This window comes from Ruegeria sp. CF2 (assembly GCF_056537385.1).
In genome coordinates this window covers 1,806,424-1,825,170 of record NZ_JBQFRL010000001.1, presented here as the reverse complement: position 1 = coordinate 1,825,170, position 18,747 = coordinate 1,806,424, and the positions used below count along the sequence as shown (strand labels likewise).

18 protein-coding genes and 1 riboswitch are annotated in these 18,747 nt (G+C 62.2%); of the genes, 3 read left to right on the top strand and 15 right to left on the bottom strand.

Going from position 1 to position 18,747, the window contains the following annotated elements; all coding sequences use genetic code 11:
- Positions 1-2 precede the first annotated feature (2 nt).
- Genes ACR0IR_RS09145 through ACR0IR_RS09125 form a run of 5 tightly spaced genes read right to left on the bottom strand, consistent with a single transcriptional unit; the run spans position 3 to position 5,551 of the window.
- Complete coding sequence (locus ACR0IR_RS09145; RefSeq protein ID WP_093962617.1) at positions 3-272, bottom strand: K+/H+ antiporter subunit F; 270 nt, start codon at positions 270-272, stop codon at positions 3-5.
- A complete protein-coding gene (locus ACR0IR_RS09140) occupies positions 269-766 on the bottom strand; it encodes a Na+/H+ antiporter subunit E (RefSeq protein ID WP_170337690.1) in 498 nt (165 codons plus the stop codon). The genes ACR0IR_RS09145 and ACR0IR_RS09140 overlap by 4 nt, the downstream gene beginning before the upstream one ends.
- Complete coding sequence (locus ACR0IR_RS09135) at positions 766-2,322, bottom strand: monovalent cation/H+ antiporter subunit D (protein ID WP_170358416.1); 1,557 nt, start codon at positions 2,320-2,322, stop codon at positions 766-768. The genes ACR0IR_RS09140 and ACR0IR_RS09135 overlap by 1 nt, the downstream gene beginning before the upstream one ends.
- Positions 2,319-2,678 carry a Na+/H+ antiporter subunit C gene (locus ACR0IR_RS09130; RefSeq protein ID WP_170337694.1) on the bottom strand — a complete coding sequence of 120 codons (360 nt, stop codon included), beginning with the start codon at positions 2,676-2,678 and terminating at the stop codon, positions 2,319-2,321. The genes ACR0IR_RS09135 and ACR0IR_RS09130 overlap by 4 nt, the downstream gene beginning before the upstream one ends.
- On the bottom strand, positions 2,678-5,551 hold the full coding sequence (locus ACR0IR_RS09125) for a monovalent cation/H+ antiporter subunit A (protein WP_170363055.1): 2,874 nt from the start codon (positions 5,549-5,551) through the stop codon (positions 2,678-2,680). Before ACR0IR_RS09125 ends, ACR0IR_RS09130 begins: the two co-directional genes overlap by 1 nt.
- 222 nt (positions 5,552-5,773) lie before the next feature.
- Here ACR0IR_RS09125 and ACR0IR_RS09120 point away from each other — a divergent pair, with 222 nt between their 5' ends.
- Both ACR0IR_RS09120 and ACR0IR_RS09115 read left to right on the top strand, forming a co-directional pair.
- Complete coding sequence (locus ACR0IR_RS09120; RefSeq protein WP_170337700.1) at positions 5,774-6,244, top strand: rhodanese-like domain-containing protein; 471 nt, start codon at positions 5,774-5,776, stop codon at positions 6,242-6,244.
- Positions 6,244-7,059 (top strand): CE1 family esterase, encoded by an 816-nt coding sequence (locus ACR0IR_RS09115; RefSeq protein WP_170363056.1) that lies wholly within the window; start codon positions 6,244-6,246, stop codon positions 7,057-7,059. Before ACR0IR_RS09120 ends, ACR0IR_RS09115 begins: the two co-directional genes overlap by 1 nt.
- On the opposite strand, the gene mdoH is transcribed toward ACR0IR_RS09115, so the two are convergent.
- The 7 genes from mdoH to ACR0IR_RS09080 all read right to left on the bottom strand — a co-directional run bounded on the left by mdoH (position 7,060) and on the right by ACR0IR_RS09080 (position 16,553).
- Complete coding sequence (gene mdoH / locus ACR0IR_RS09110; RefSeq protein WP_170363850.1) at positions 7,060-8,931, bottom strand: glucans biosynthesis glucosyltransferase MdoH; 1,872 nt, start codon at positions 8,929-8,931, stop codon at positions 7,060-7,062.
- On the bottom strand, positions 8,928-10,427 hold the full coding sequence (locus ACR0IR_RS09105) for an OpgD/OpgG family glucan biosynthesis protein (protein ID WP_170363057.1): 1,500 nt from the start codon (positions 10,425-10,427) through the stop codon (positions 8,928-8,930). The genes mdoH and ACR0IR_RS09105 overlap by 4 nt, the downstream gene beginning before the upstream one ends.
- The gene (locus ACR0IR_RS09100; RefSeq protein WP_170363058.1) at positions 10,424-11,641 is read right to left on the bottom strand and encodes an OpgC family protein; all 1,218 of its coding nucleotides are present in this window, start codon (positions 11,639-11,641) and stop codon (positions 10,424-10,426) included. Before ACR0IR_RS09100 ends, ACR0IR_RS09105 begins: the two co-directional genes overlap by 4 nt.
- A gap of 29 nt (positions 11,642-11,670) precedes the next feature.
- The gene (locus ACR0IR_RS09095; RefSeq protein ID WP_170363059.1) at positions 11,671-13,041 is read right to left on the bottom strand and encodes a tetratricopeptide repeat protein; all 1,371 of its coding nucleotides are present in this window, start codon (positions 13,039-13,041) and stop codon (positions 11,671-11,673) included.
- A 180-nt stretch (positions 13,042-13,221) separates the two neighbouring features.
- Positions 13,222-14,406 (bottom strand): CaiB/BaiF CoA transferase family protein, encoded by a 1,185-nt coding sequence (locus ACR0IR_RS09090; protein WP_170363060.1) that lies wholly within the window; start codon positions 14,404-14,406, stop codon positions 13,222-13,224.
- Entirely contained in the window at positions 14,393-16,012 is a 1,620-nt protein-coding gene (locus ACR0IR_RS09085) for a thiamine pyrophosphate-binding protein (protein ID WP_170363061.1), read from the bottom strand. The genes ACR0IR_RS09090 and ACR0IR_RS09085 overlap by 14 nt, the downstream gene beginning before the upstream one ends.
- A gap of 79 nt (positions 16,013-16,091) precedes the next feature.
- Positions 16,092-16,553: a DUF302 domain-containing protein gene (locus ACR0IR_RS09080; protein ID WP_170363062.1), complete on the bottom strand. Its 462-nt coding sequence runs from the start codon at positions 16,551-16,553 to the stop codon at positions 16,092-16,094.
- A gap of 144 nt (positions 16,554-16,697) precedes the next feature.
- Between ACR0IR_RS09080 and ACR0IR_RS09075 the strand changes: the two genes are divergently transcribed.
- Positions 16,698-17,042, top strand: a complete 345-nt coding sequence (locus ACR0IR_RS09075) for a DUF1636 family protein (RefSeq protein ID WP_170363063.1) — start codon at positions 16,698-16,700, stop codon at positions 17,040-17,042.
- On the opposite strand, the gene ACR0IR_RS09070 is transcribed toward ACR0IR_RS09075, so the two are convergent.
- The 3 genes from ACR0IR_RS09070 to ACR0IR_RS09060 form a co-directional block, all read right to left on the bottom strand.
- Positions 17,030-17,524, bottom strand: a complete 495-nt coding sequence (locus tag ACR0IR_RS09070) for a hypothetical protein (RefSeq protein WP_170363064.1) — start codon at positions 17,522-17,524, stop codon at positions 17,030-17,032. The two genes, ACR0IR_RS09075 and ACR0IR_RS09070, sit on opposite strands and share 13 nt — an antisense overlap.
- A 64-nt stretch (positions 17,525-17,588) precedes the next feature.
- The gene (locus ACR0IR_RS09065) at positions 17,589-18,287 is read right to left on the bottom strand and encodes a CbtA family protein (RefSeq protein ID WP_170363065.1); all 699 of its coding nucleotides are present in this window, start codon (positions 18,285-18,287) and stop codon (positions 17,589-17,591) included.
- A 4-nt stretch (positions 18,288-18,291) separates the two neighbouring features.
- On the bottom strand, positions 18,292-18,462 hold the full coding sequence (locus ACR0IR_RS09060; RefSeq protein WP_005981986.1) for a CbtB domain-containing protein: 171 nt from the start codon (positions 18,460-18,462) through the stop codon (positions 18,292-18,294).
- Between the two features lie 35 nt (positions 18,463-18,497).
- A riboswitch (cobalamin riboswitch) is annotated at positions 18,498-18,706 on the bottom strand.
- Positions 18,707-18,747 lie beyond the last annotated feature (41 nt).

Sequence of the window (18,747 nt, the reverse complement as noted above, 5' to 3'; positions counted from 1 at the left end):
CCTCACTCGATGATGTTGCCGCGCAGCATAAAGCGCGCATAGGCCACGGTCGAAACAAAGCCCAGCATGGCAATGATCATGGCGGCTTCGAAAAAGATCTCGGTGCCCAGATGCAGGCCGTACAGGATCATCAGGGCGATGGTGTTGATCACCATCGTATCAAGGGCGAGCACTCGCGTTCCCACACCGTCGGCGGTGATGATCCGCCACAGGCACATCATGATCGCGGCCCCAAAGCAGGCAAAGGCAAAATAGATCGCATATTCGATCATTCGAAAATCTCCTTCAGGCGGCGCTCGTAACGCTGCTTGATCTGGTCTCGTACCGCGCCCGGATCCGGAGCGTCCAGGCAATGGACCAGCAGACAATGCCCTTGGGCCGAGAGGTCGCAACTGACGGTGCCCGGAGTCATGGTGATGGTTCCAGCCAGTACCGTGATCGCTTCGGGTGTGCGCAGTTCCAGCGGGATCGAGATCCAGTTCGGTTGTCTGTCCGCGTCGCGTTTGAACAGGATGATGCGGGCCACGGTCACGTTGGCCACCACGATGTCCCACAGAACCACGATCATGTACTCAACGACCATGGGCCAGTTCCGCAGGATGGGCCGGTCGGGCCAGTAGGGTTGGGTGATGAAGGGAATGATGATCCCCAGAAGCAATCCAAACACCAACGAGTTCAGCGAGGGCGCGTTGGCCAACAGCACCCAGACCAGAGTCAGCAGGAAGCTCAGATGCGGGTGGGGGAATATCCGGCGCAGCAGTTTCATCAGTCTTCCCTTCCCAATACGGCCGAGATGTACTGTTCCGGCGCGAACAGTTGCGCGGCGGTCTTGCGAGTGTAGTCCAGCGAGGGTCCGGCGAACAGGGTCAGCAGGACGAGGCCCAGAACCACTCCGAACACCGAGGTGAACGCCAGCCCCGGCTGCGGTTCAGGCGCGGGCCGGTGCGGGGGTTCATCATCGTTGGTGGCCTCGGTTTCGGGTTCCGGTTCGATCTGGGTGCTGGCGTCATAGCTTTTCCAGAAGATCAGGGATCCGGCGCGGGCTAGACCTACGATGGTGACGAAGGACCCGATCAGAACGACCGCCCAGACCGCAGTGGCATCCGGCGCATACCAAGACGCATCCAGCACCAGAAGCTTGCCGATGAACCCCGACAAAGGCGGCATGCCCGCCATCGCTATGGCTCCAACGAAGAACAGCGCCGAGATCAGTCCGCTTTGCGGCATCGGCGGGCGGGGCGCAATGGCCCCTCCTCGACGTTCCATTACCAGATCGGCCACCAGGAACAGCAGCGCGGTCGCCAAGGTTGAATGGTAGACGTAGTACAGAGCGGCGGCTGTGGCCGTCTCGGTGAACAAGGAAATAGCCACCAGCAGCGTTCCCATCGATGCGATGGCGCAAAACGCAACCATGCGCGCAATGTGCCGCGTGCCCAGAATACCGATCGAGCCGATGGCAAGGGTCACCAGCGCGGCAGGTTGTAGCCAATCACCAACCAGTCCTTCGGTGACGGCAACATCCGGGCCGAATGCTAAAGTATAGACCCGCAGGATCGAATAGGCCCCCACCTTGGTCATGATCGCAAACAGCGCGGCCACTGGCAGTGGCGCGTTGGCATAGCTGGCCGGCAGCCAGAAATGCAGCGGCAGGACAGCGGCCTTGATGCAGAAGACCAGCAGCAGAAGAACCGCACCCACGCGCAACAGGGCGGTGTCTTCGGCCGGAATTTCCGCGACGCGCACGGCGAGGTCGGCCATGTTCAGGGTGCCGGTCACTGAATAGATCGTACCCAATGCAAACAGGAACAGAGTTGACCCCAAGAGGTTGTAGGTGACGTATTGCACCCCGGCCTTCAGACGTACTGCGCCGCCGCCATGGGTCATCAGGCCGTAGGAGGCGATCAGCAATACCTCGAAAAATACGAACAGGTTGAAAGCGTCCCCGGTCAGGAAGGCGCCGCAGACACCCATCAGCTGGAATTGGAACAACGGGTGAAAGTGGTTGCCGCGTTCGTCCCATCCGGACGCGATGGCGTACAGCACGACAGGCAAGGCCAGCAGCGCCGTCAGCAACACCATCATCGCGGACAACCGGTCAAGGACCAGAACAATGCCAAACGGGGCCGGCCAATCACCCAGCTCGTAGACGTGAATCTCGCCGCCTGCCGCCTGCGCAGTGATGGTCAGCGCGATGCCGAGCAGACCCACCACACCGGCGACTGAAAAGATACGCTGCAGGTCCAGATGGTACCGCAGAACCATGATGATGAAGGGGGCCAGGATCGCGGGCAGGACGATCGGCGCAACGATCCAGTGGTTCATGCGTCTTCTCCTGCGTCATCCACGCTGTCCTGCGCGGCCATGTCTATATGGTCATCCTTCGAAGACAGGTAGGCGCCCAGAGCGATCATCACGATCACAGCTGTCATCCCGAACGAGATCACAATCGCCGTCAGAACAAGGGCCTGCGGCAATGGATCGGTATAGGGAACCTCTTCGTATTTGTTCAGAACTGCAGGCGCGTTTACGGCCAGCCGTCCCGTGGCGAACAGGAACACGTTGACCGCATAGGTCAGCAGCGACAGGCCCAGGATGACCGGAAAGGTCCGACGGCGCAGGATCAGAAAGATCCCTGCGGCGGTCAGAACGCCAACGGCCGATGCGACGAGTGCTTCCATCAGCCCTGCTCCTTCGCTTTTTCTTGCTCTTCGGCCAGATCATCCCGCAACGGGTTGATGTCCATCGGGAATTCCTGTGCCATGCCCGGCCGCCACGCAAAGCGCGACAGGCTGTCCAGCGCCAACATCACGGCGCCAAGAACGGCCAGGAACACGCCTGTGTCGAACAGCATGGCCGTGGCCCATTCGAACTCTTCCAGCGGTGGCCAATGCAGATAGCCGAAATCGCTGGTCAGGAAGGGCCGCTCGTTGAACCAGGCGCCCAAACCCGTGGCTGCAGCGATCAGAACGCCCCAGCCGATTGTGCCATGGTAGTAAAACCGCTGCCGCTCGATCGCCCAGGTATAGCCGCTGGCCATGTACTGCATCAGGAAGGCGATCGCGACGACCAGACCGGCGATGAAGCCGCCTCCGGGTTGGTTGTGCCCCCGGAAGAAGATGTAGGCACCTACCATCAGGGCGATCGGCATCATCACACGTGTCGCAACAACCATCATCAGCGGGTGCGAGTCACCTGACTGGGGCCAGTGCGGTTTGCGGTTCAGCAGATAGGCGCGGACACTGGTGCCCAGCACGGCCTCGGTCAGGGCAAAGATGATCAGGGCCGCGATCCCCAGCACGATGATCTCGCCGAAGGTATCAAACCCCCGGAAGTCCACCAGGATCACGTTGACCACGTTGGTGCCGCCGCCACCCTTGTAGGAATTGGCCAGGTGGAATTCCGAAATCGTCGGGAAGGCGAAATCGCGCAGCATGAGCGCATAGATCAAGCCCCCGGCGCCGATGCCGGCCACCACTGAAATGGCAGCATCACGCCAGCGCCGTGCCGCGCTGCTGTCCCATGGGGTCTCGGTCGGAAGAAAATTCAGCGACAGCAGCAGCAGGATCATCGTCACGACTTCGACCGAGATCTGCGTCAGAGCCAGATCAGGCGCGGACAGATAGTTGAAGGCCATCGACACGATCAGGCCTACGACACCGATCAAAACAAGTGATAGCAAACGGTTCCGGTGGAACCACATGATGCCCATCGTCGCCACGATCAGGCACAGCCAGCCGATGATCGGAATGATCGGAGCCGGCAGCGGAACCCGCGTTTCCACGCCAATCGTACCGGTCGAATAGGCATAGTATCCAAGGCCGACCGTAAAGGCGATCAGGATGATCGCATAGCGGCTGATGACTCCGTTGTGCAACTCGTCCGTGATCCAGCGGCTGGCGGCGGTAAATCCGCCGATCACGGCGTCGAAGATGGTCTTGGCCTCGGGGCGGGGCAGGATATTCCAGACGTGCTCGCCGCGCCGGTGCAAAGCCAACAGGAAGAGGCCGCCAAAAGTTGCGACGATCGACATGTACAAGGCGGGCGTGAACCCGTGCCACAGCTTCAGTGAATAATAGGGCAGCTTTTCGCCACCGATAACCGCAGAAGACACAACCGCAACCAAGGGGCCGACGATGGCGGCCGAGTTCAGGCCGATCAGCACGACCAGCACAACCAGGAATGCCGGAGCCAGCCACAGCCCCACTGGCGGGTCATGCGGGTGCACAGGGTAATCCTCGCGTTCTGGGCCCAAGAAAACGTGGGAGACGAACCGGAAGGAATATGCGGCAGAGAAGATCGCGGCCACCAGGGCAAGGGCTGGCACCAGATAGTGCGAGTGCCGCCAGACCGTGTGCACGGTTTCTTCCAGCATCATTTCCTTCGACAGGAAACCGTTCAAAGGTGGAATGCCTGCCATGGACAAAGCGGCGATTGTTCCGATCGTGAAGGTGATCGGCATCAAATGGCGCAGCCCGCCCAGGCGCTTGATGTTCCGGGTGCCGGTTTCGTGGTCCACGATCCCGGCGGTCATAAACAGGGCGGCCTTGAAAGTGGCGTGGTTGATGATGTGGAAGATGGCGGCCACGACCGCGATCTTGGTGCCGAACCCCAGCAGCATCGTGACCAAGCCCAGATGCGACACCGTCGAAAAGGCCAGCAGCGCCTTGAGGTCATCCTTGAACAGCGCGATCACGGCACCGATCAGCATGGTTATCAGTCCGGTGGTGGAGACGATGTAGAACCAGGCCTCGGTCCCGGCCAGAACCGGCCACATGCGCGCCATCAGGAACAGACCAGCCTTCACCATTGTCGCCGAGTGCAGGTACGCGGAAACCGGCGTTGGCGCCGCCATGGCATGAGGCAGCCAGAAATGGAACGGGAACTGGGCCGACTTGGTGAAACATCCCAGCAGGATCAGTATCAACGCCGGCAGGTAGTAGGGCGAAGACTGGATCAGCTCCCGGTTCTGCAAGATCACGCTCAGGTCATAGGACCCCACGATATTGCCGAGGATCAGCATCCCCGCGATCATCGCCAGCCCGCCGGACCCGGTGACCGCCAGCGCCATCCGCGCGCCCTGGCGACCTTCGGGCAGGTGTTTCCAATAGCCGATGAGCAAGAACGAACTGAGCGAGGTCAGTTCCCAGAAAACCAGCAAAAGCAGTATGTTGTCGGACAGAACAATACCGACCATCGCGCCCTGGAACAGCAGAAGATAGGTGTAGAATTGCCCCATAGGGTCTTCACGCGACAGGTAAAATCGCGCGTACAGGATGATCAGCAGACCAATGCCGAGGATCAGCAGCGCGAACAGAAATCCCAGCCCGTCCAGCATGAAATTGGCGTTCAACCCCAGCCCCGGAATCCAGTCGAACCGCGCGGTGACCACCGTGCCGTTCATGACGTCCGGGATATGAATCAGCAGCCCCATCAAGGCCAGAAACGTGGTCAATCCCGCTGCCGATGCGGCTGCGTTGCGCCCGGCGCGGATCAGCAGGGCGGGAAAGACAGCTCCGAGGAAGGGAAGGGCCGCGATAAGGAATAGGGACAACTGCGATACTCCGGGCTGAGCGGTCAGGGTGCTGTTGATTTTGTAAGGATAATTTATTGACTGTCCAGCTATTGCAAGTTTTTCACCTTGCACTACACCGCTCGGATTTTTGGCCAAAGCCTGCGCGAAAATGACGCGAACTTGATCTGCGCCCTGCTTTTCGGCGCAGCGTCGGAGGCGGACCCGTGATAAAACCGGCTTGCAGAAACCGGAGGGTGCACATTGGCGATCACAACCAAGCTCAGCCGCAGAGGCGTGTTCCTTGGGGGCGCAGCCGCTGTTCTCGCGGGTTTTGCGATCCGTGAATACCGTCTGATCCCCGAAGACTTTTCTGGCGGTACGTTGACCGTCGCTCAGGCGCACGAAAAGGCTGTTGCAGGGGAAATCCTGTTGCTCGACATTCGGACCCCGCGCGAATGGCGGGCCTCAGGCATCGGGCAGGGCGCCCAACCGCTGGACATGCGCCGTGAAGACTTTCTGGATGCGTTGGATCGCCTGTCTGGCGGTGACAAGGGGCGGCCGATTGCCGTGATCTGCGCCCGTGGTGTGCGGTCAGCGCGGCTTGGCAACAGGTTGACCGAGGCAGGCTATGGCAACATTCTTGACGTGCCCGAAGGGATGCTGGGGTCAGCCGCAGGTCCGGGCTGGGTGCGGGCCGGGCTGCCGGTGCAGGCGTATTCGGAGGGGGCGTGATGAGGCTCAGGGATCTGTTGGCTGTGTTGGTCGCAACCGCCGCAACTCCGGCATTGGCTGCGTGTGGGCAGGATCAGGGTGTTTGCGAGACTGCAACCGGAAGCTATCGCATCGAGCTGCCGGAAGAAAACAACCCGCCATTGGTCGTGTTCCTGCACGGGTACGGCGGCAGCGCGCAGGGGACCATGAAAAACCGCGGCATGGTCGAACCCTTGCTGGCCCGGGGATACGCGGTCATGGCACCCGAGGGGGCCGAGCGCAACGGGCGAAAGAGCTGGAACTTCTATCCGGGTTGGGACGGGCGTGACGAAGCCGCGTTCCTGAAGGAGGTTGTTGCGGATGCGGTCCAACGGTTCGGGGTAGATGACCATCGCGTGGTGCTGGGGGGGTTCTCGGCCGGCGGCTTCATGGTGAACTATCTGGCCTGCGCCGATCCCGAGGCATTCTCGGCCTACGTGCCTGTCTCAGGAGGATTCTGGCGCCCGCATCCCGAAAGTTGTGCGGGGCCGGTGCGCCTGTTCCACACACACGGCTGGACCGACAACGTGGTGCCGCTGGAGGGGCGCGCACTGGGTGGCGGTCGGTTCCTTCAGGGCGACATCTTCGCCGGGCTTGAGATCTGGCGGCTGGCCAACGAATGCGCCGACAACCGCCCAGACGGGTTTTCTACGACAGGTCGGTTCATGCGTCGGAAGTGGACCGCCTGTGCGGACGGCAGCGCATTGGAGTTCGCGCTGTTTCTCGGCGGTCATACAGTCCCTCGGGGCTGGGCCGACATGATGCTGGATTGGTACGAAGGGTTGCCCGGCGGGTGATCATTCCGCCGGTGTCATGGTTCCCTTGCCCTCGATCAGGCGTTTCAACTCGTTGCGATGCGAACGTGCCGCCCGCGTGATGGCAGGCTCGTGGAAATCCTCGGGCATGCCGACCATGCGACGCGCCGCAGCGGCAGATACGCCGCTGAGAGCGGAGAGCGGTACCGCAAAGGTCAGGCTGATGGCGATTGGAGCCAACCAGACCGAGACCAACCCGGCCAGGATACCCGCGCTCAGCGCGAGGCCGCTGATGGTTTCGAGCGCGTGACACACGATCAGCGTCCGCAGCCCATAGGTGCCGCCATCCCGCGCCTGCGGGGTCCAGCCTTTTTGCACACCGAGAAGGGTGCGGAACACGGCGATCATCTGCTGTACCATAAGGATCGGTGCGTACAGGATCGACAGCACGACCTCGAACAGGAATGACGCATGAAACCGGGTCCGGCCGCCGAAATCTTCATAGCGAACACCGCTGAGGGGCAGTGCCAGGGCACCCAGAATCTTGGGGGCCAGCAGCATCGCGTACATGACAAGGATGATCAGAACATGCCGCGTTTCGGTCATTTCCGGCCACTGGGGGAACATCGGATTGTCCGGGCTGAAATAGTGCAGCACCGAAGCATCCTTGCCCTGACCGATCAACGCCCACATGACCAGCAGTGCGAACCACAAGGGTGACATCAGGTATCCGACGGCGCCGTGGAACAGATGAAACCGCGACACGGCCCGAAACCCGGTCGAGCCCAGCAGGCGCAGATGCTGCAGGTTGCCCTGGCACCAGCGGCGGTCGCGTAGGGCGTGGTCGATCAGTGTCGGCGGTGTTTCTTCGTACGAGCCTCGGATGCGCGGCAGAAAGCGAACGCCCCAACCGGCGCGGCGCAGCAACCCGGCCTCGACGAAGTCGTGGCTCATGATCAGCTGTTCCTGGCCCGAGAGCGAGCGCAGCTTGGGCAGACCGGCACAGGTCGCAAAGGCCTTGGTGCGGATGATGGCGTTGTGGCCCCAATAGTTGCCTTCCTGGCCGCACCAACGGGAGAGGCCCTCGGCGAACGCGATGCCGTACACACCATTGGCGAATTGCTGCATCCGGGCAAAGACGGACTGGGCACCGATCAGTTGCGGATAGCTTTGGATCAGGCCGGCGCCGGGATCGCGGGCCAGCGCGTCGGTCAGCCGCGCGATCGCGCGCCCGGTCATCAGGCTGTCGGCGTCCAGAACCAGCATTGCATCCCAAGTGCCACCCCAGCGGCTGACCCAATCAGCGATATTGCCTACCTTGCGGTCCGTATTCTGTTCCCTGCGTCGGTAATACAGCTCAAGTCCCGGGGCGAGCGTGGTACGCAGCGCCTCGATGCTGGCCTGTTCCTGGGCCGCGATTTCCGGATCGCGGGTGTCTGACAGAATGAACATCGCATAGTGATGCTTGCCCCCTCGGGCGCGCAATTCTTCCAGCATCGTGCGGGCATTGCCCAACACGTTCCACGGCACTTCGTTGTAGACGGGCATTAGCAAAGCGACCCGCAGTGGCTGCGCGCGACCCTGCCGTACCGGACGCTCTTGCCGGGCCAGAGAGACCATGCCCAGTAGGACGGTGCAGACCGTGAAGGAAATCCAGAAGAAATTGAACGAAATCAATGCCAAAAGGATGGCTTCGACCACGTTTATCCCTTCGGCGTCGAACCAGTCTGCCATGACCCACAGCAAAGCAACCGAGGCCGCCATGGCCGGGGAAAACGCCAATGCGCGCCAAAGGCCCGCCGACGACCGGCGGGCATCCGCAGGCGCTTGGGCGTCCCGAAACCCGGCGGCAAAGTCCTGCTCCGGCATCGCCAACGGTGCCTTGGGCGGCATGATCTTCAGGTCCGGATTCATGCTGTCCATCTGTACATCCAGACTTCCGAGGCGGGCTCGTCACCCAGCCTCAGTTGCGCGCGCAATTCGACGTGGTCGCGGTCGCCGGGTTGAAACGAAAGGGCCAGACGCAAACCGCCCGTATCCGGGTTGCGTTGCAGAACCCCGTCCGAAGTTTCCGCATGAGGCGACTGCACGAACACGCTGAGGGCGTCCGGATCGTCGAACAACTCGCTGGCTTCGAAGTCGATCACCGCAAGCCGTCCTTCCCCGAAAGTGTTCTCGCCCATGGCGGTGTTGATCACCCGCGGCATGGCGGTCCGCTGAGGTTCCTCGCCCCAGATCAGGCGGTACGACAAGTCGAGCTGAGCACCGGCAGCGACCGGTTCAGCGGGACGCCAATAGGCGACAATGTTGTCGTAGATCTCCTGATCGGCCGGAATTTCGACTAGAGTGACCGTACCTTTGCCCCAATCGCCCATCGGCTCGACCCAAAGGCCGGGGCGCTTGTGGTATTGCGCCTCGAGGTCGGCATAGTCGGAAAACGCGCGTTTGCGCTGCATCAGTCCGAACCCGCGCGGATTCATGTCGACGAATGAGGACACCTGCAATCGCTTGGGATTGGCGAGCGGGCGCCAAATCACTTCTCCGGCCCCGTTTCGGATCATCAGACCGTCGCTGTCATGCACGGCCGGACGGAAATCGTCGAACCGGTTGTGATTGGTCTGATCGAACAGGAACATCGACGTCCCCGGTGCGATCCCGACGTGGGGAAGCTCTTCCCGAGCAAACAGGGTCGCCTGCACCTCCATGATGCAGTCGGCGCCGGCGGTGATATCGAACCGGTAGGCGCCGGTTACACTGGGGCTGTCCATCAGGGCGTGAGCGATCATGTTGCGTTGGCCGGGCTTTGGGCGCTCCAGCCAAAATCGGATGAAATCCGGAAATTCTTCGCCCTCGGGATCCCCGGTTTTCAGTGCAAGACCTCGGGCTGACAGACCATAAACCTCGTGCAGGCCGATGGCACGGAAATAGCTGGCTCCCTGAAAGACGCAGAACTCGTCCGTCTTGCCAGGGCGATGCATCTCGGTGCGCAGCCGGAAACCCGAAAAACCCAGCGTTTCGTCTACGGGCAGATCGGGGACATCCTCGGCCCGGTCGAACATCTCGAGGTCGAAGGCAACCGGCGCGGTCATCCCGTTCTCAACCGCCGAGACCTGAACGGTTCGCGGGAAGTAGAGGCCGGGGGTGAAGAAATCGACGTTGAACGGCGTATCGGTCCCGTACCAAAGCGCACGGTCCAGCCGGAAACGGATGGAGCGGTACTGTTCGTAGGTGAGGTCCTGCCACGCCTGCGGAACGGTTTCGCGCGCCTCGTAGGGGCGGCTGGCCAGATCGCGGGCAAGGGCGATGATATCGGCCCGGTCGAATGGCACCTCGCCACCGGTGGCAAAGGTGGCCGGGGCGAAGGCCAGCGCCGTAGTCGACGCAAGGAATGCACGACGCGTGAACTTCATGACTTCGATTTCCATGGGTGTGATTTGAACCAAGCGGCCAGATAAGCCACGCCGATGATCAACGCAAATCCAATTAGGTTTGCGGCCAGAACGGTGGCGAAATCCCGCCCAAATTCGTCGAGGAAAACGCCGATAAGTCGCGCCGCTGCCATGGAAAATACAAAAACCGCCAAGGACTGTTGGCCCACTTTGGTGATCTGCTTCAGGATCCATCGCCACAGCTGCGCGCCCATCGTGTTGCCGGTGGCGATCAGGCGATGCCCATGTTGCCCAGCAGCCACCCATCCCAGGTAGGCCAGCGACAGGAAATGCATGTACCGGAACAAGCCGAAATCGGTTTTTTCGCGCAGTTCGCTTGTCAGGCGCCAGACCTTTCGGATGTTCTCGGCAAGATCCGGTGCGGCCGCTTGGACCCACAAGAACACTTTCCACGATCCGAACGGGGCCGAGAGGACAAGGAACAATGCCGCTGCCCAGATCAGCGTCTTGGAAACCGGCGGCGCAGGAATCCAGCCCCGCATGAATGCAAAGCCGGTGAAAAACAGCAACTGCCATCCAAACGGGTTGAAGAACCACTGGCGGTCCGACCACGGTTCGGCCGGAAGCGCCAACATACCGGTCTGCGCCACCAGCCAGATCGCGACCGAGACCAACCCGACCGCCCAGATGCTGAGGCGCGACAGGCCCATGAACATCGGCATCATTGCCAGAACGACCAGGTACATCGGCAGGATGTCGAAATAATTCGGCACATAGGTCAGGGTGAACAGCCCCACCATCTGTGGCATCGGGTCGTTGAAGAAATGCTGCAGGTTCAATCCCGAGACATAGCTTTTGTCGAAGGCTCCGGACAGATCCAGCGCCGCCATGGACATGGCGACAAAGAAAAACAGGCAGATATGGGCCCAGTAGACCTGCCAGATGCGGAAGCTGACCCGGGCGGTCCCCATCCACCAGCCCTTGCGTTCAAACGCGCCGCCAAAGGCGATCGCCGAAGCCATGCCCGAGCAGAAAACAAAGATTTCAGTCGCGTCCGAGAAACCGAACCGGGCCGGGATCCATCTGGCCCAAGGGTCGTTCGGGATGTGCGCGATCAGGATGATGAACATCGCAATACCGCGATAGAAATCCAGCCGCGGGTCGCGGGTTGTGGCAGCAGGGGCGGAGGATGCCGCCACCGGTGCAAAATCAGAAGCGGGCGATGCTGTCGCCATTCGTTTCTCTGTCCTTTGTGGTCGTCTTGTTATTCAGCCGGTACGCTTTGCACACCGGATTGGTCGCGGGCCGAACTGATCAGAGCGCGGCGCGCGAGGGCGTAATTGTCTTCGGTGCCTGACCGTTTGGCCTTGCGGTCGTCCAAAATGCGCTCGACATCATCGAGGCGTCCGGCACGCAGGCCGGAATCGATTGTAATGCGTTCAAAAACATCCCTCTGGGCGTGACTGCCGCCGGCCAATTGCATCGAATTTCGCGCATTTGCAAGATGCTCGAAGGCTTGGCGATAATCGCCTTTTCCAAATGCCTCAAGGCCAATGGCGGCGGCCAAGCCCGGGTCGGCCATGCGACGTGCCGTGTCGGTTGCGGGCTGTTGGGAGTCCTTGTGAATGCGGGCTAGCAACTTGGCAGTCGAGTCGGGCCTGTTGTCACCAGTCAGTGCCAGAAGGTAATGCAGATCGGCGAAGATCAGACAGCCGTCTTCGGTGCGGGTGGCGCTCAGGTCGGCCAGTTCTTCCCATCGGTTGCCAATGTCCACGCCTTCAAGCTCGAGCCTCGACAACAGCGAGGTCGCATTCGAAATATCGCGATAGTCATCTGTCTTGTCCTGGCGAATCTCGTGGTCGTACAGATCAAGCACCTGGTCGATCTGACCCAGATCCAGATGCATCAACGCTTTGTGCCACCACACGTGATACCGGAAGTTGTTGCAGTGGGACCAGGCAGCCTCGCGCCCGGCCAGCCAGTCCAGGCCAGATTGCGCATTGCCCGTCATTTCGTGCACGTGGGCGACTGCGTGCAGGCCCCACGCGTCGTCGGAAACCATCCACAGAGCCTGCCGCCCTGCGATTTCGGCCTTTTCGTAGGCACCGGTTTCTTCCAACGCAAAGGAATGGCACCCAAGCAGGTATCCACGACCGGGGTGATCAGGCGCATAAGCTGGCAGAACCCGTTCGATCGAGCGTCGCATCCCTGCGGAGTCACCCAACACGAAACGGGTCGCGTGGCTGAGTTTCATGGCCAGCGTGTCATCAGGGTGGCTGCGCAGAATTGCCTCGAAGGTTTGCACGGCGCGGGTGGGCTGGCCTGCCAGCCAGTGATCCAGGGCCTCAAGATACAGTGTCTCGCGGGCCGAAATCGGCTGCTCAGCGGCCGCACTCTTTGCGGCGGCGGCGGCCTGATGGGCGACCTCCATCATTTCCCTGCGCCCCAACAGAACCATGAACAGCCCCTTGATGGCATGTCCAAGCGCAAAGCCCGGTTCAAGCTCAAGCACCTTGCCCAGATGCTGAGGTGTGACCGCTGCGTGCGCCATGAAACCAAGCAGAACACCATTCCACGCTTCGGCGCTGTCCGGGTGGGTCAGGGTGTTCATCTGTCCGAAAACATCTTGCTGCATGCTTGGGTCCAATCTGGTTGCAAAAACTCACACTCTTGGACTTAGCAGAGTGTGCAGACGGGACGTAACAGTATCGGGCGTGCTCTCGAATTGGTGAAAGCTTGTGTTCGCAAAAAGCGAAAAAAATCGCCGATTCAATGACATGTTTCAGCGACTTGCCGCCGAAAAAGGCAGAGTGTTTCAATCCTCGAAGGGGTTTTCCGCGTTCAGAACCGCTTGCGTGTCAGCGCCGAACTCGGGCGGAGCAGAGCGATAGGTCACCGGGCTGCGGGACAACTTCAATGGATTCCCGATCAGCCGCACCGGGCCGGGCCGGGCTGGCATATCCACTTGCATCCCCCGCGCCGCCACTTGATCCGAGGCAAAGACCTGATCCAGCGTCTGAACCGGCCCGACCGGCACTTTCAGCGCCTCGAGGCCATCGATGACGGCCTTGGTCTCCAGCCGCTGTAGCGCGGGCCGCAGAACGGCGTTCAATGCGTCGCGGTGTTCCAGCCGGGCCGGGTTGGTGGCGAACCGCGTATCGTCGGGCAGGTGGCTCAACTCCAGAAAACCGCAGAAACGCCGGAACTGGCTGTCATTTCCCACGGCCAGAATGACGTGTCCATCGGCGGTTTCATAAACATCGTAGGGCACGATGTTGGGGTGCCCATTCCCGCGCCGCTGTGGAACCTGGCCCGAGGTCAGATAGTTCACGCCCTCGTTGATCAGCCATGCGATCTGGCTGTCGACCAGTGCGATGTCGATCTGCTGGCCTTCGCCGGTCTGATCCCGGTGGCGCAGCGCCGCCAGAATGCCGACGGTCGCGTACATGCCGCACATCACGTCGGCGATGCCCACGCCGACTTTCATAGGGGCTCCATCCGGTTCGCCCGTCAGCGACATGATCCCGCCATAGCCCTGCGCCATCAGGTCATAGCCCGGCTTGGCCGCGTTCGGGCCGGTCTGGCCGTAGCCCGAGATCGAACAGTAGATCAGCCCCGGAAAGTCCCGCGAGAGGGTTTCATGGTCCAGCCCGTATTTGGCCAGCCCGCCGGGTTTGAAATTCTCGATGAGGATGTCGGCATGGGAAGCCAGCCGCCGGATCTGTGCCTGCCCCTCTGGCGTTGCGATGTCGATGGCGACGGATTTCTTGTTGCGGTTCGCGGCCATGAAATAGGCGCTCAGATCGGTCGGGTTGCCATCCGCATCGGTGACATAGGGCGGCCCCCATTGGCGGGTGTCATCGCCCCCGGTGGCCGGGTTTTCCACCTTGATCACGCTGGCGCCCAGATCGCCCAGCAGCTGCGTGCAGGTCGGCCCGGCCAGAATGCGTGACAGATCCAGAACCTTGACGCCCTTCAGCGGCCCTTCAGATGCGGCCATCATAGCCTCCGCGGTCGATCTCGGCGGCGATCACCGTGAACGTGTCCGCGGTCATCGCGGCCTGCAGCGCCGCGCGCAGTTCGGCGCGGTTGCGCACGGTATGGCCGTTGCCGCCGAACGCCCGGCCCATCGCGGCATAGTCATGCCGGTCGAAATCGACGCCCCGGTTGCCCATCTGGCGCTGGCGCTGTTTCAGTTCGATCAGTGCCAGGCTGGCATCGACAAAGACCAGAAAGATCGGGTTTCCGCCCATTTCTGCGGCGGTCGACAACTCACCGGCCACCATCAGGAACCCGGCATCACCGGAAAAGCTGATGACCGGACGGTCGGGTTCGGCCAGTTTCAGGCCGATCGCCATCGGAACGGCGCAACCCATCGTGCACAGCGCCGAAGACTGGATTAGGCCACGCGCCTCGGAACACTGCCACATCTGGCTGAGAAGGATGCGGTGCGCGCCGCTGTCGGCGGTGGCCAGTGTTTCGGGGGGCAGGGTGTCGCGGGTCTCGGCGATCACGGCGGCGGGGCCCCAGTCGTCGTCGGTGGGAAAGGCCGCGGCCAAGGCGGCCTTGACCTGCGCCGGTTGGCCTTGGGGCCACGTCGGTCGCGCAGGGTTGCCCTTGGCGATCGCTTCAAGGGTGGCGCCGGTATCGGCCACCAGGTTCAGCCCCGCCTGATGCATGTAGTGGTCATTCACCACGGTCGAGATGTCGATCACGCGTTTCTCGTCCGGGTCCCAGATCTCGCGCCAGCCGGGGCGCATTTCGATGGGGTCATAGCCCAGGCACAGGATCAGGTCGGCCTGTTCGACCAGCGGCACAAGCTGCGTGTCGGCCAGGGGTGACAGGCCCGCGCCCCCCAGGCACAGCGGGTGATCCTCGGGCACCACGCCCTTGGCCTTGTAGGTGGTGACGAACGGGATGCCGAAATGTTCCAGAAACGCCCGCACCACGCTGCGCGAGTCGTCATACAGCACGTCCAGCCCGATGATCGCCAGCGGACGCTCGGCCTCGGCCACCCAGCGGCGGGCCTTCTCCAGGCATGTGCCCTCGGGCGCGACGCGGGCGGCCCGGGTCAGCCGTCGGCGCTTGGCGATAGACACCCGGGTATCGGCGACCGAGATCGGTACGTCGATATGCACCGGCCCCGGTCGCGCCTGCGTGGCCAGCGACACGGCCTTGTCGGCGATGATATCGGCGCCCTTGGCCGTCAGGGTGAACGTACCCTTGGTGATCGAGCGATAGACCTGCGCATGATCCATGACCTGATGGGTGTAAGTCAGCGCCTCGTCGGCATCGACGCAGCCGGTCAGCACGATCATCGGTACCCGATCCTGCAGCGCGTTGGCCACGACATTGATGCCGTTCATGGCCCCCGGACCTAGGGTCGCCACCAGAATCGCCGGCGCTCCATCGCGGTGGTGCACCGCCTCGGCCATGAAACCGGCCGAGTTTTCGTGCTTGGTCAGGTGAAAGGTGATCCCGGCCTGTTCCAGCGCATCGACCAGGGTCAACACCTCGCCCCCGGGCATGCCGAATGCGTGGCGGCACCCGGCCTCGTACAGCCGTTGCGCCAGAAGGTCCGCAGCGCGGGGGGACAGGTCCTGCATCGAACAAGCTCCGTAAGTTCCGTTGCGCAGCAGATTGCGGAGGTTCCGGGCCGGTGCAAGCCGCATCACGTCAGTGTGACTATTTGACAGCCATCTGGGCGATGGCGGCGAATTTGGCGTCCAACTCTGCGGCAATCGCGGGCAAGGCGTCGGAGCCACCGTTGTAGGGGGCAAAGACCAAAGTGGGCGTTTTGTAGGACAGCGTCGCGGTCCCGTCCTCGTTTTCCGTGACGTACAGGCGGATCGGCGCCTCGATCATCGCGAGCACCGATTGTTCCAGAACCCGCACCGCATAGTCGTTGTTGAAGACGCCGATCACCCGGTTGCCCGGAATGGTGATGCCGCGCGCGGCGGCGGCCTTGGTGGGCCCGGCCTGCGTTACCACGATCAGACCGTTTGCCTTGACCGCCGCGATCGTGTCGGCCACCAGCGCGTCATAGGTCTTGGTCGTCGGGTGGAAGGCCCAACCCGGCCGCGGTTCGATATCAGCCGCCAGCGCGGGAAGCGCCAGCAGGCCGAGGAAAAACACAAGATGTTTCATCGCGGGCTCTCCATGTAATGGGTGGCCCGAGTTTTCCCGAAATCCCGGCTGCGTACAGTCACAATATCGTGGGTGGCGGGCTTGCGCCGGGGGTGCGAAACCCGCACAAGCGACAGTGAGAAACGAAAAAGGCAGGCGAGTGGCATGCGTGTTTTGATCTGCAGCAGCTGCGCGGGCGAGCGCGACTTGCCGGCCGAGCGTCAGGCCGTATCGGACGCCCTGCGCGCTGCGGACCTGGACGGGCAGGTCGAGATCGTCGAGCACGCCTGTTTCAGCGGTTGCGACGAGCCGACCGTGGTGGCGATGCAGGGGGAACGCCTGGCGTCCTACGTGTTTTCGGGGATCGATCCGGTTGCCGATGCCGATGACATTGCGGCGACCTGTCGGACCATTCTGAACAGCCCGAATGGCTGGATCGAAGACGCCCGGCCGTGCGGGCGGCTTCGCTTGTGTCTGCGGGCGCGGATCCCCGCGTTTCAGTCCACCTGAACCGTGACCGAGGCGCTGACCGGCACCCCATCCACGGCCAGCGGGCTGTGGCTGTTGGCGTTCAGCGAGACCTCGATGGTAGTGTTGCCCTTGGGCAGGTCCGAAATGTGCATCCAGTTGCCATAAAGCCGGGCCAGCTTGACGCCGTTTACATAGACATGCGCATGGCCTTCGCCGGGCTTGTTGTCCAGCGAGGCGTTCTCCGGCGAGAAGCGGAAGTTTTTTGGCATCACATGCAGGTTCCAACCCGCCATCGGGTCGGGGGAGACGGCGATCTCCAGCCCCGGCGCGTCCGGTCCGGCGGGCAGGTTGATGGCGGCGCTGTGGTCATGGGCCATGGCCTCGGCGTGATGGCCGCCATGTTGGGCGGCGTCGGCATGGTCGTGGCCGTCGAAGGTGACGCCGTTGGCCGCGGCCAGCACGAACCCGGCACCCCCGCCAAAGACCAGACCGATCGCAAAAAGAGCAAGCGAGCGTGTCATCATGTTTCCTTGAAAAGCAAATGACCCGCCGGTTGGGCGCCGGCGGGTCGTGGGATTTCGGGGATCAGGCCGCGGCTTCGACGCGCTTGCCCTCGCTTTGCCAGAAATACCCGGCAAACGAACCCAGCAGCACCCAGGCCACAAGGCCGACGCCAAAGGCGCGTGCTGCGAACAGGGCCCCGATCTCGGTCGGAACCGGCCCGGTGAACACGTCGGGTTCCGGCGCGCCGATCAGGTGCGGGGCCATCAACAGCACGGCCGCAACCAGATAGCTGACGATGTTGCCACCAAAGGCGATCAGCCACATGGCCACACCAGCAGCCGCGACGGTTGCCCACCACCAGATCTGCCGCGCGAACACGTCGGCTGCGGCAACACCCGGAACCTCGGGGGCCATGGTGAAGCCCGGCGCCAGGTGAAAGGCGATGAAACCGGCCAGGCCCCACAGCACGCCCGTGCGCCCGTCAACAGGGTGGCCTTGCGCTTCGGCCAGCGACATCAGGGCGACCAGAACCAGCGCATAGCCGGTATAGGTCAGCATGGTGAACACCACGCTCAGCCCGTCGCGGGTCAGGTCCGAGAACATGCCCGGCAGTTCGGGATGGGCCGAGACGGCTTCGGCTCCGAAATGCACCAGCTCTCCGGATTCATAGAGTTCAGCATGCAGCAACACGGGCTGCACGAATACCAACTGCAGCAGGGCGACGATCAACCCGGCTGCAGCACCAGCGAACAGCGCGCTGGTCAGAATGCGACTGAACATTGGTTTAGTGGCAGGGGAAGCCGGTTGCGTGGCGCACGTCATGCGCGGCGTCATGCAGCGCCGATGCCTGAACGTGACCAGCCAGGGTGATGATCCCCAGGCCCAGGGCTGCCGCGAACACTGCCGAAAGAATGCCAGCACGTGCCGTTGATGCGGTTTGCGTTTGTGTCGTCATTTTCTGTCCTCCTGTGCCGCCGCACCCGACGGCCGGTGTTTCATTGTTCGCCTGGCAGGTCTCCTGGCTTGCGGGTCAGCGCCTCTGTTCGCCTTCCCCCCGAACGGATCGGGAGTGGCTGGTTGAACAGGGCTCACCGCTTACAGTCGCGGGGGCGGCTTTGGATTTGACCTGCGCGCAGGCCGCACCAAATTCCCTCTTAGCATCCGGATGTCTCCGGCAGGACCAGACCCGACCATTTAGACGTGAATGCCGCTGTGGCGCAATCGCCATTTGCGACCTTTC

Bases quoted from the DNA above. Each gene is read 5' to 3' on its own strand.
- ACR0IR_RS09145 (WP_093962617.1), bottom strand. From the start codon at position 272: ATGATCGAATATGCGATCTATTTTGCCTTTGCCTGCTTTGGGGCCGCG.
- ACR0IR_RS09140 (WP_170337690.1), bottom strand. From the start codon at position 766: ATGAAACTGCTGCGCCGGATATTCCCCCACCCGCATCTGAGCTTCCTG.
- ACR0IR_RS09135 (WP_170358416.1), bottom strand. From the start codon at position 2,322: ATGAACCACTGGATCGTTGCGCCGATCGTCCTGCCCGCGATCCTGGCC.
- ACR0IR_RS09130 (WP_170337694.1), bottom strand. From the start codon at position 2,678: ATGGAAGCACTCGTCGCATCGGCCGTTGGCGTTCTGACCGCCGCAGGG.
- ACR0IR_RS09115 (WP_170363056.1), top strand. From the start codon at position 6,244: ATGAGGCTCAGGGATCTGTTGGCTGTGTTGGTCGCAACCGCCGCAACT.
- mdoH (WP_170363850.1), bottom strand. From the start codon at position 8,931: ATGAATCCGGACCTGAAGATCATGCCGCCCAAGGCACCGTTGGCGATG.
- ACR0IR_RS09105 (WP_170363057.1), bottom strand. From the start codon at position 10,427: ATGAAGTTCACGCGTCGTGCATTCCTTGCGTCGACTACGGCGCTGGCC.
- ACR0IR_RS09100 (WP_170363058.1), bottom strand. From the start codon at position 11,641: ATGGCGACAGCATCGCCCGCTTCTGATTTTGCACCGGTGGCGGCATCC.
- ACR0IR_RS09095 (WP_170363059.1), bottom strand. From the start codon at position 13,041: ATGCAGCAAGATGTTTTCGGACAGATGAACACCCTGACCCACCCGGAC.
- ACR0IR_RS09090 (WP_170363060.1), bottom strand. From the start codon at position 14,406: ATGGCCGCATCTGAAGGGCCGCTGAAGGGCGTCAAGGTTCTGGATCTG.
- ACR0IR_RS09085 (WP_170363061.1), bottom strand. From the start codon at position 16,012: ATGCAGGACCTGTCCCCCCGCGCTGCGGACCTTCTGGCGCAACGGCTG.
- ACR0IR_RS09080 (WP_170363062.1), bottom strand. From the start codon at position 16,553: ATGAAACATCTTGTGTTTTTCCTCGGCCTGCTGGCGCTTCCCGCGCTG.
- ACR0IR_RS09075 (WP_170363063.1), top strand. From the start codon at position 16,698: ATGCGTGTTTTGATCTGCAGCAGCTGCGCGGGCGAGCGCGACTTGCCG.
- ACR0IR_RS09070 (WP_170363064.1), bottom strand. From the start codon at position 17,524: ATGACACGCTCGCTTGCTCTTTTTGCGATCGGTCTGGTCTTTGGCGGG.
- ACR0IR_RS09065 (WP_170363065.1), bottom strand. From the start codon at position 18,287: ATGTTCAGTCGCATTCTGACCAGCGCGCTGTTCGCTGGTGCTGCAGCC.
- ACR0IR_RS09060 (WP_005981986.1), bottom strand. From the start codon at position 18,462: ATGACGACACAAACGCAAACCGCATCAACGGCACGTGCTGGCATTCTT.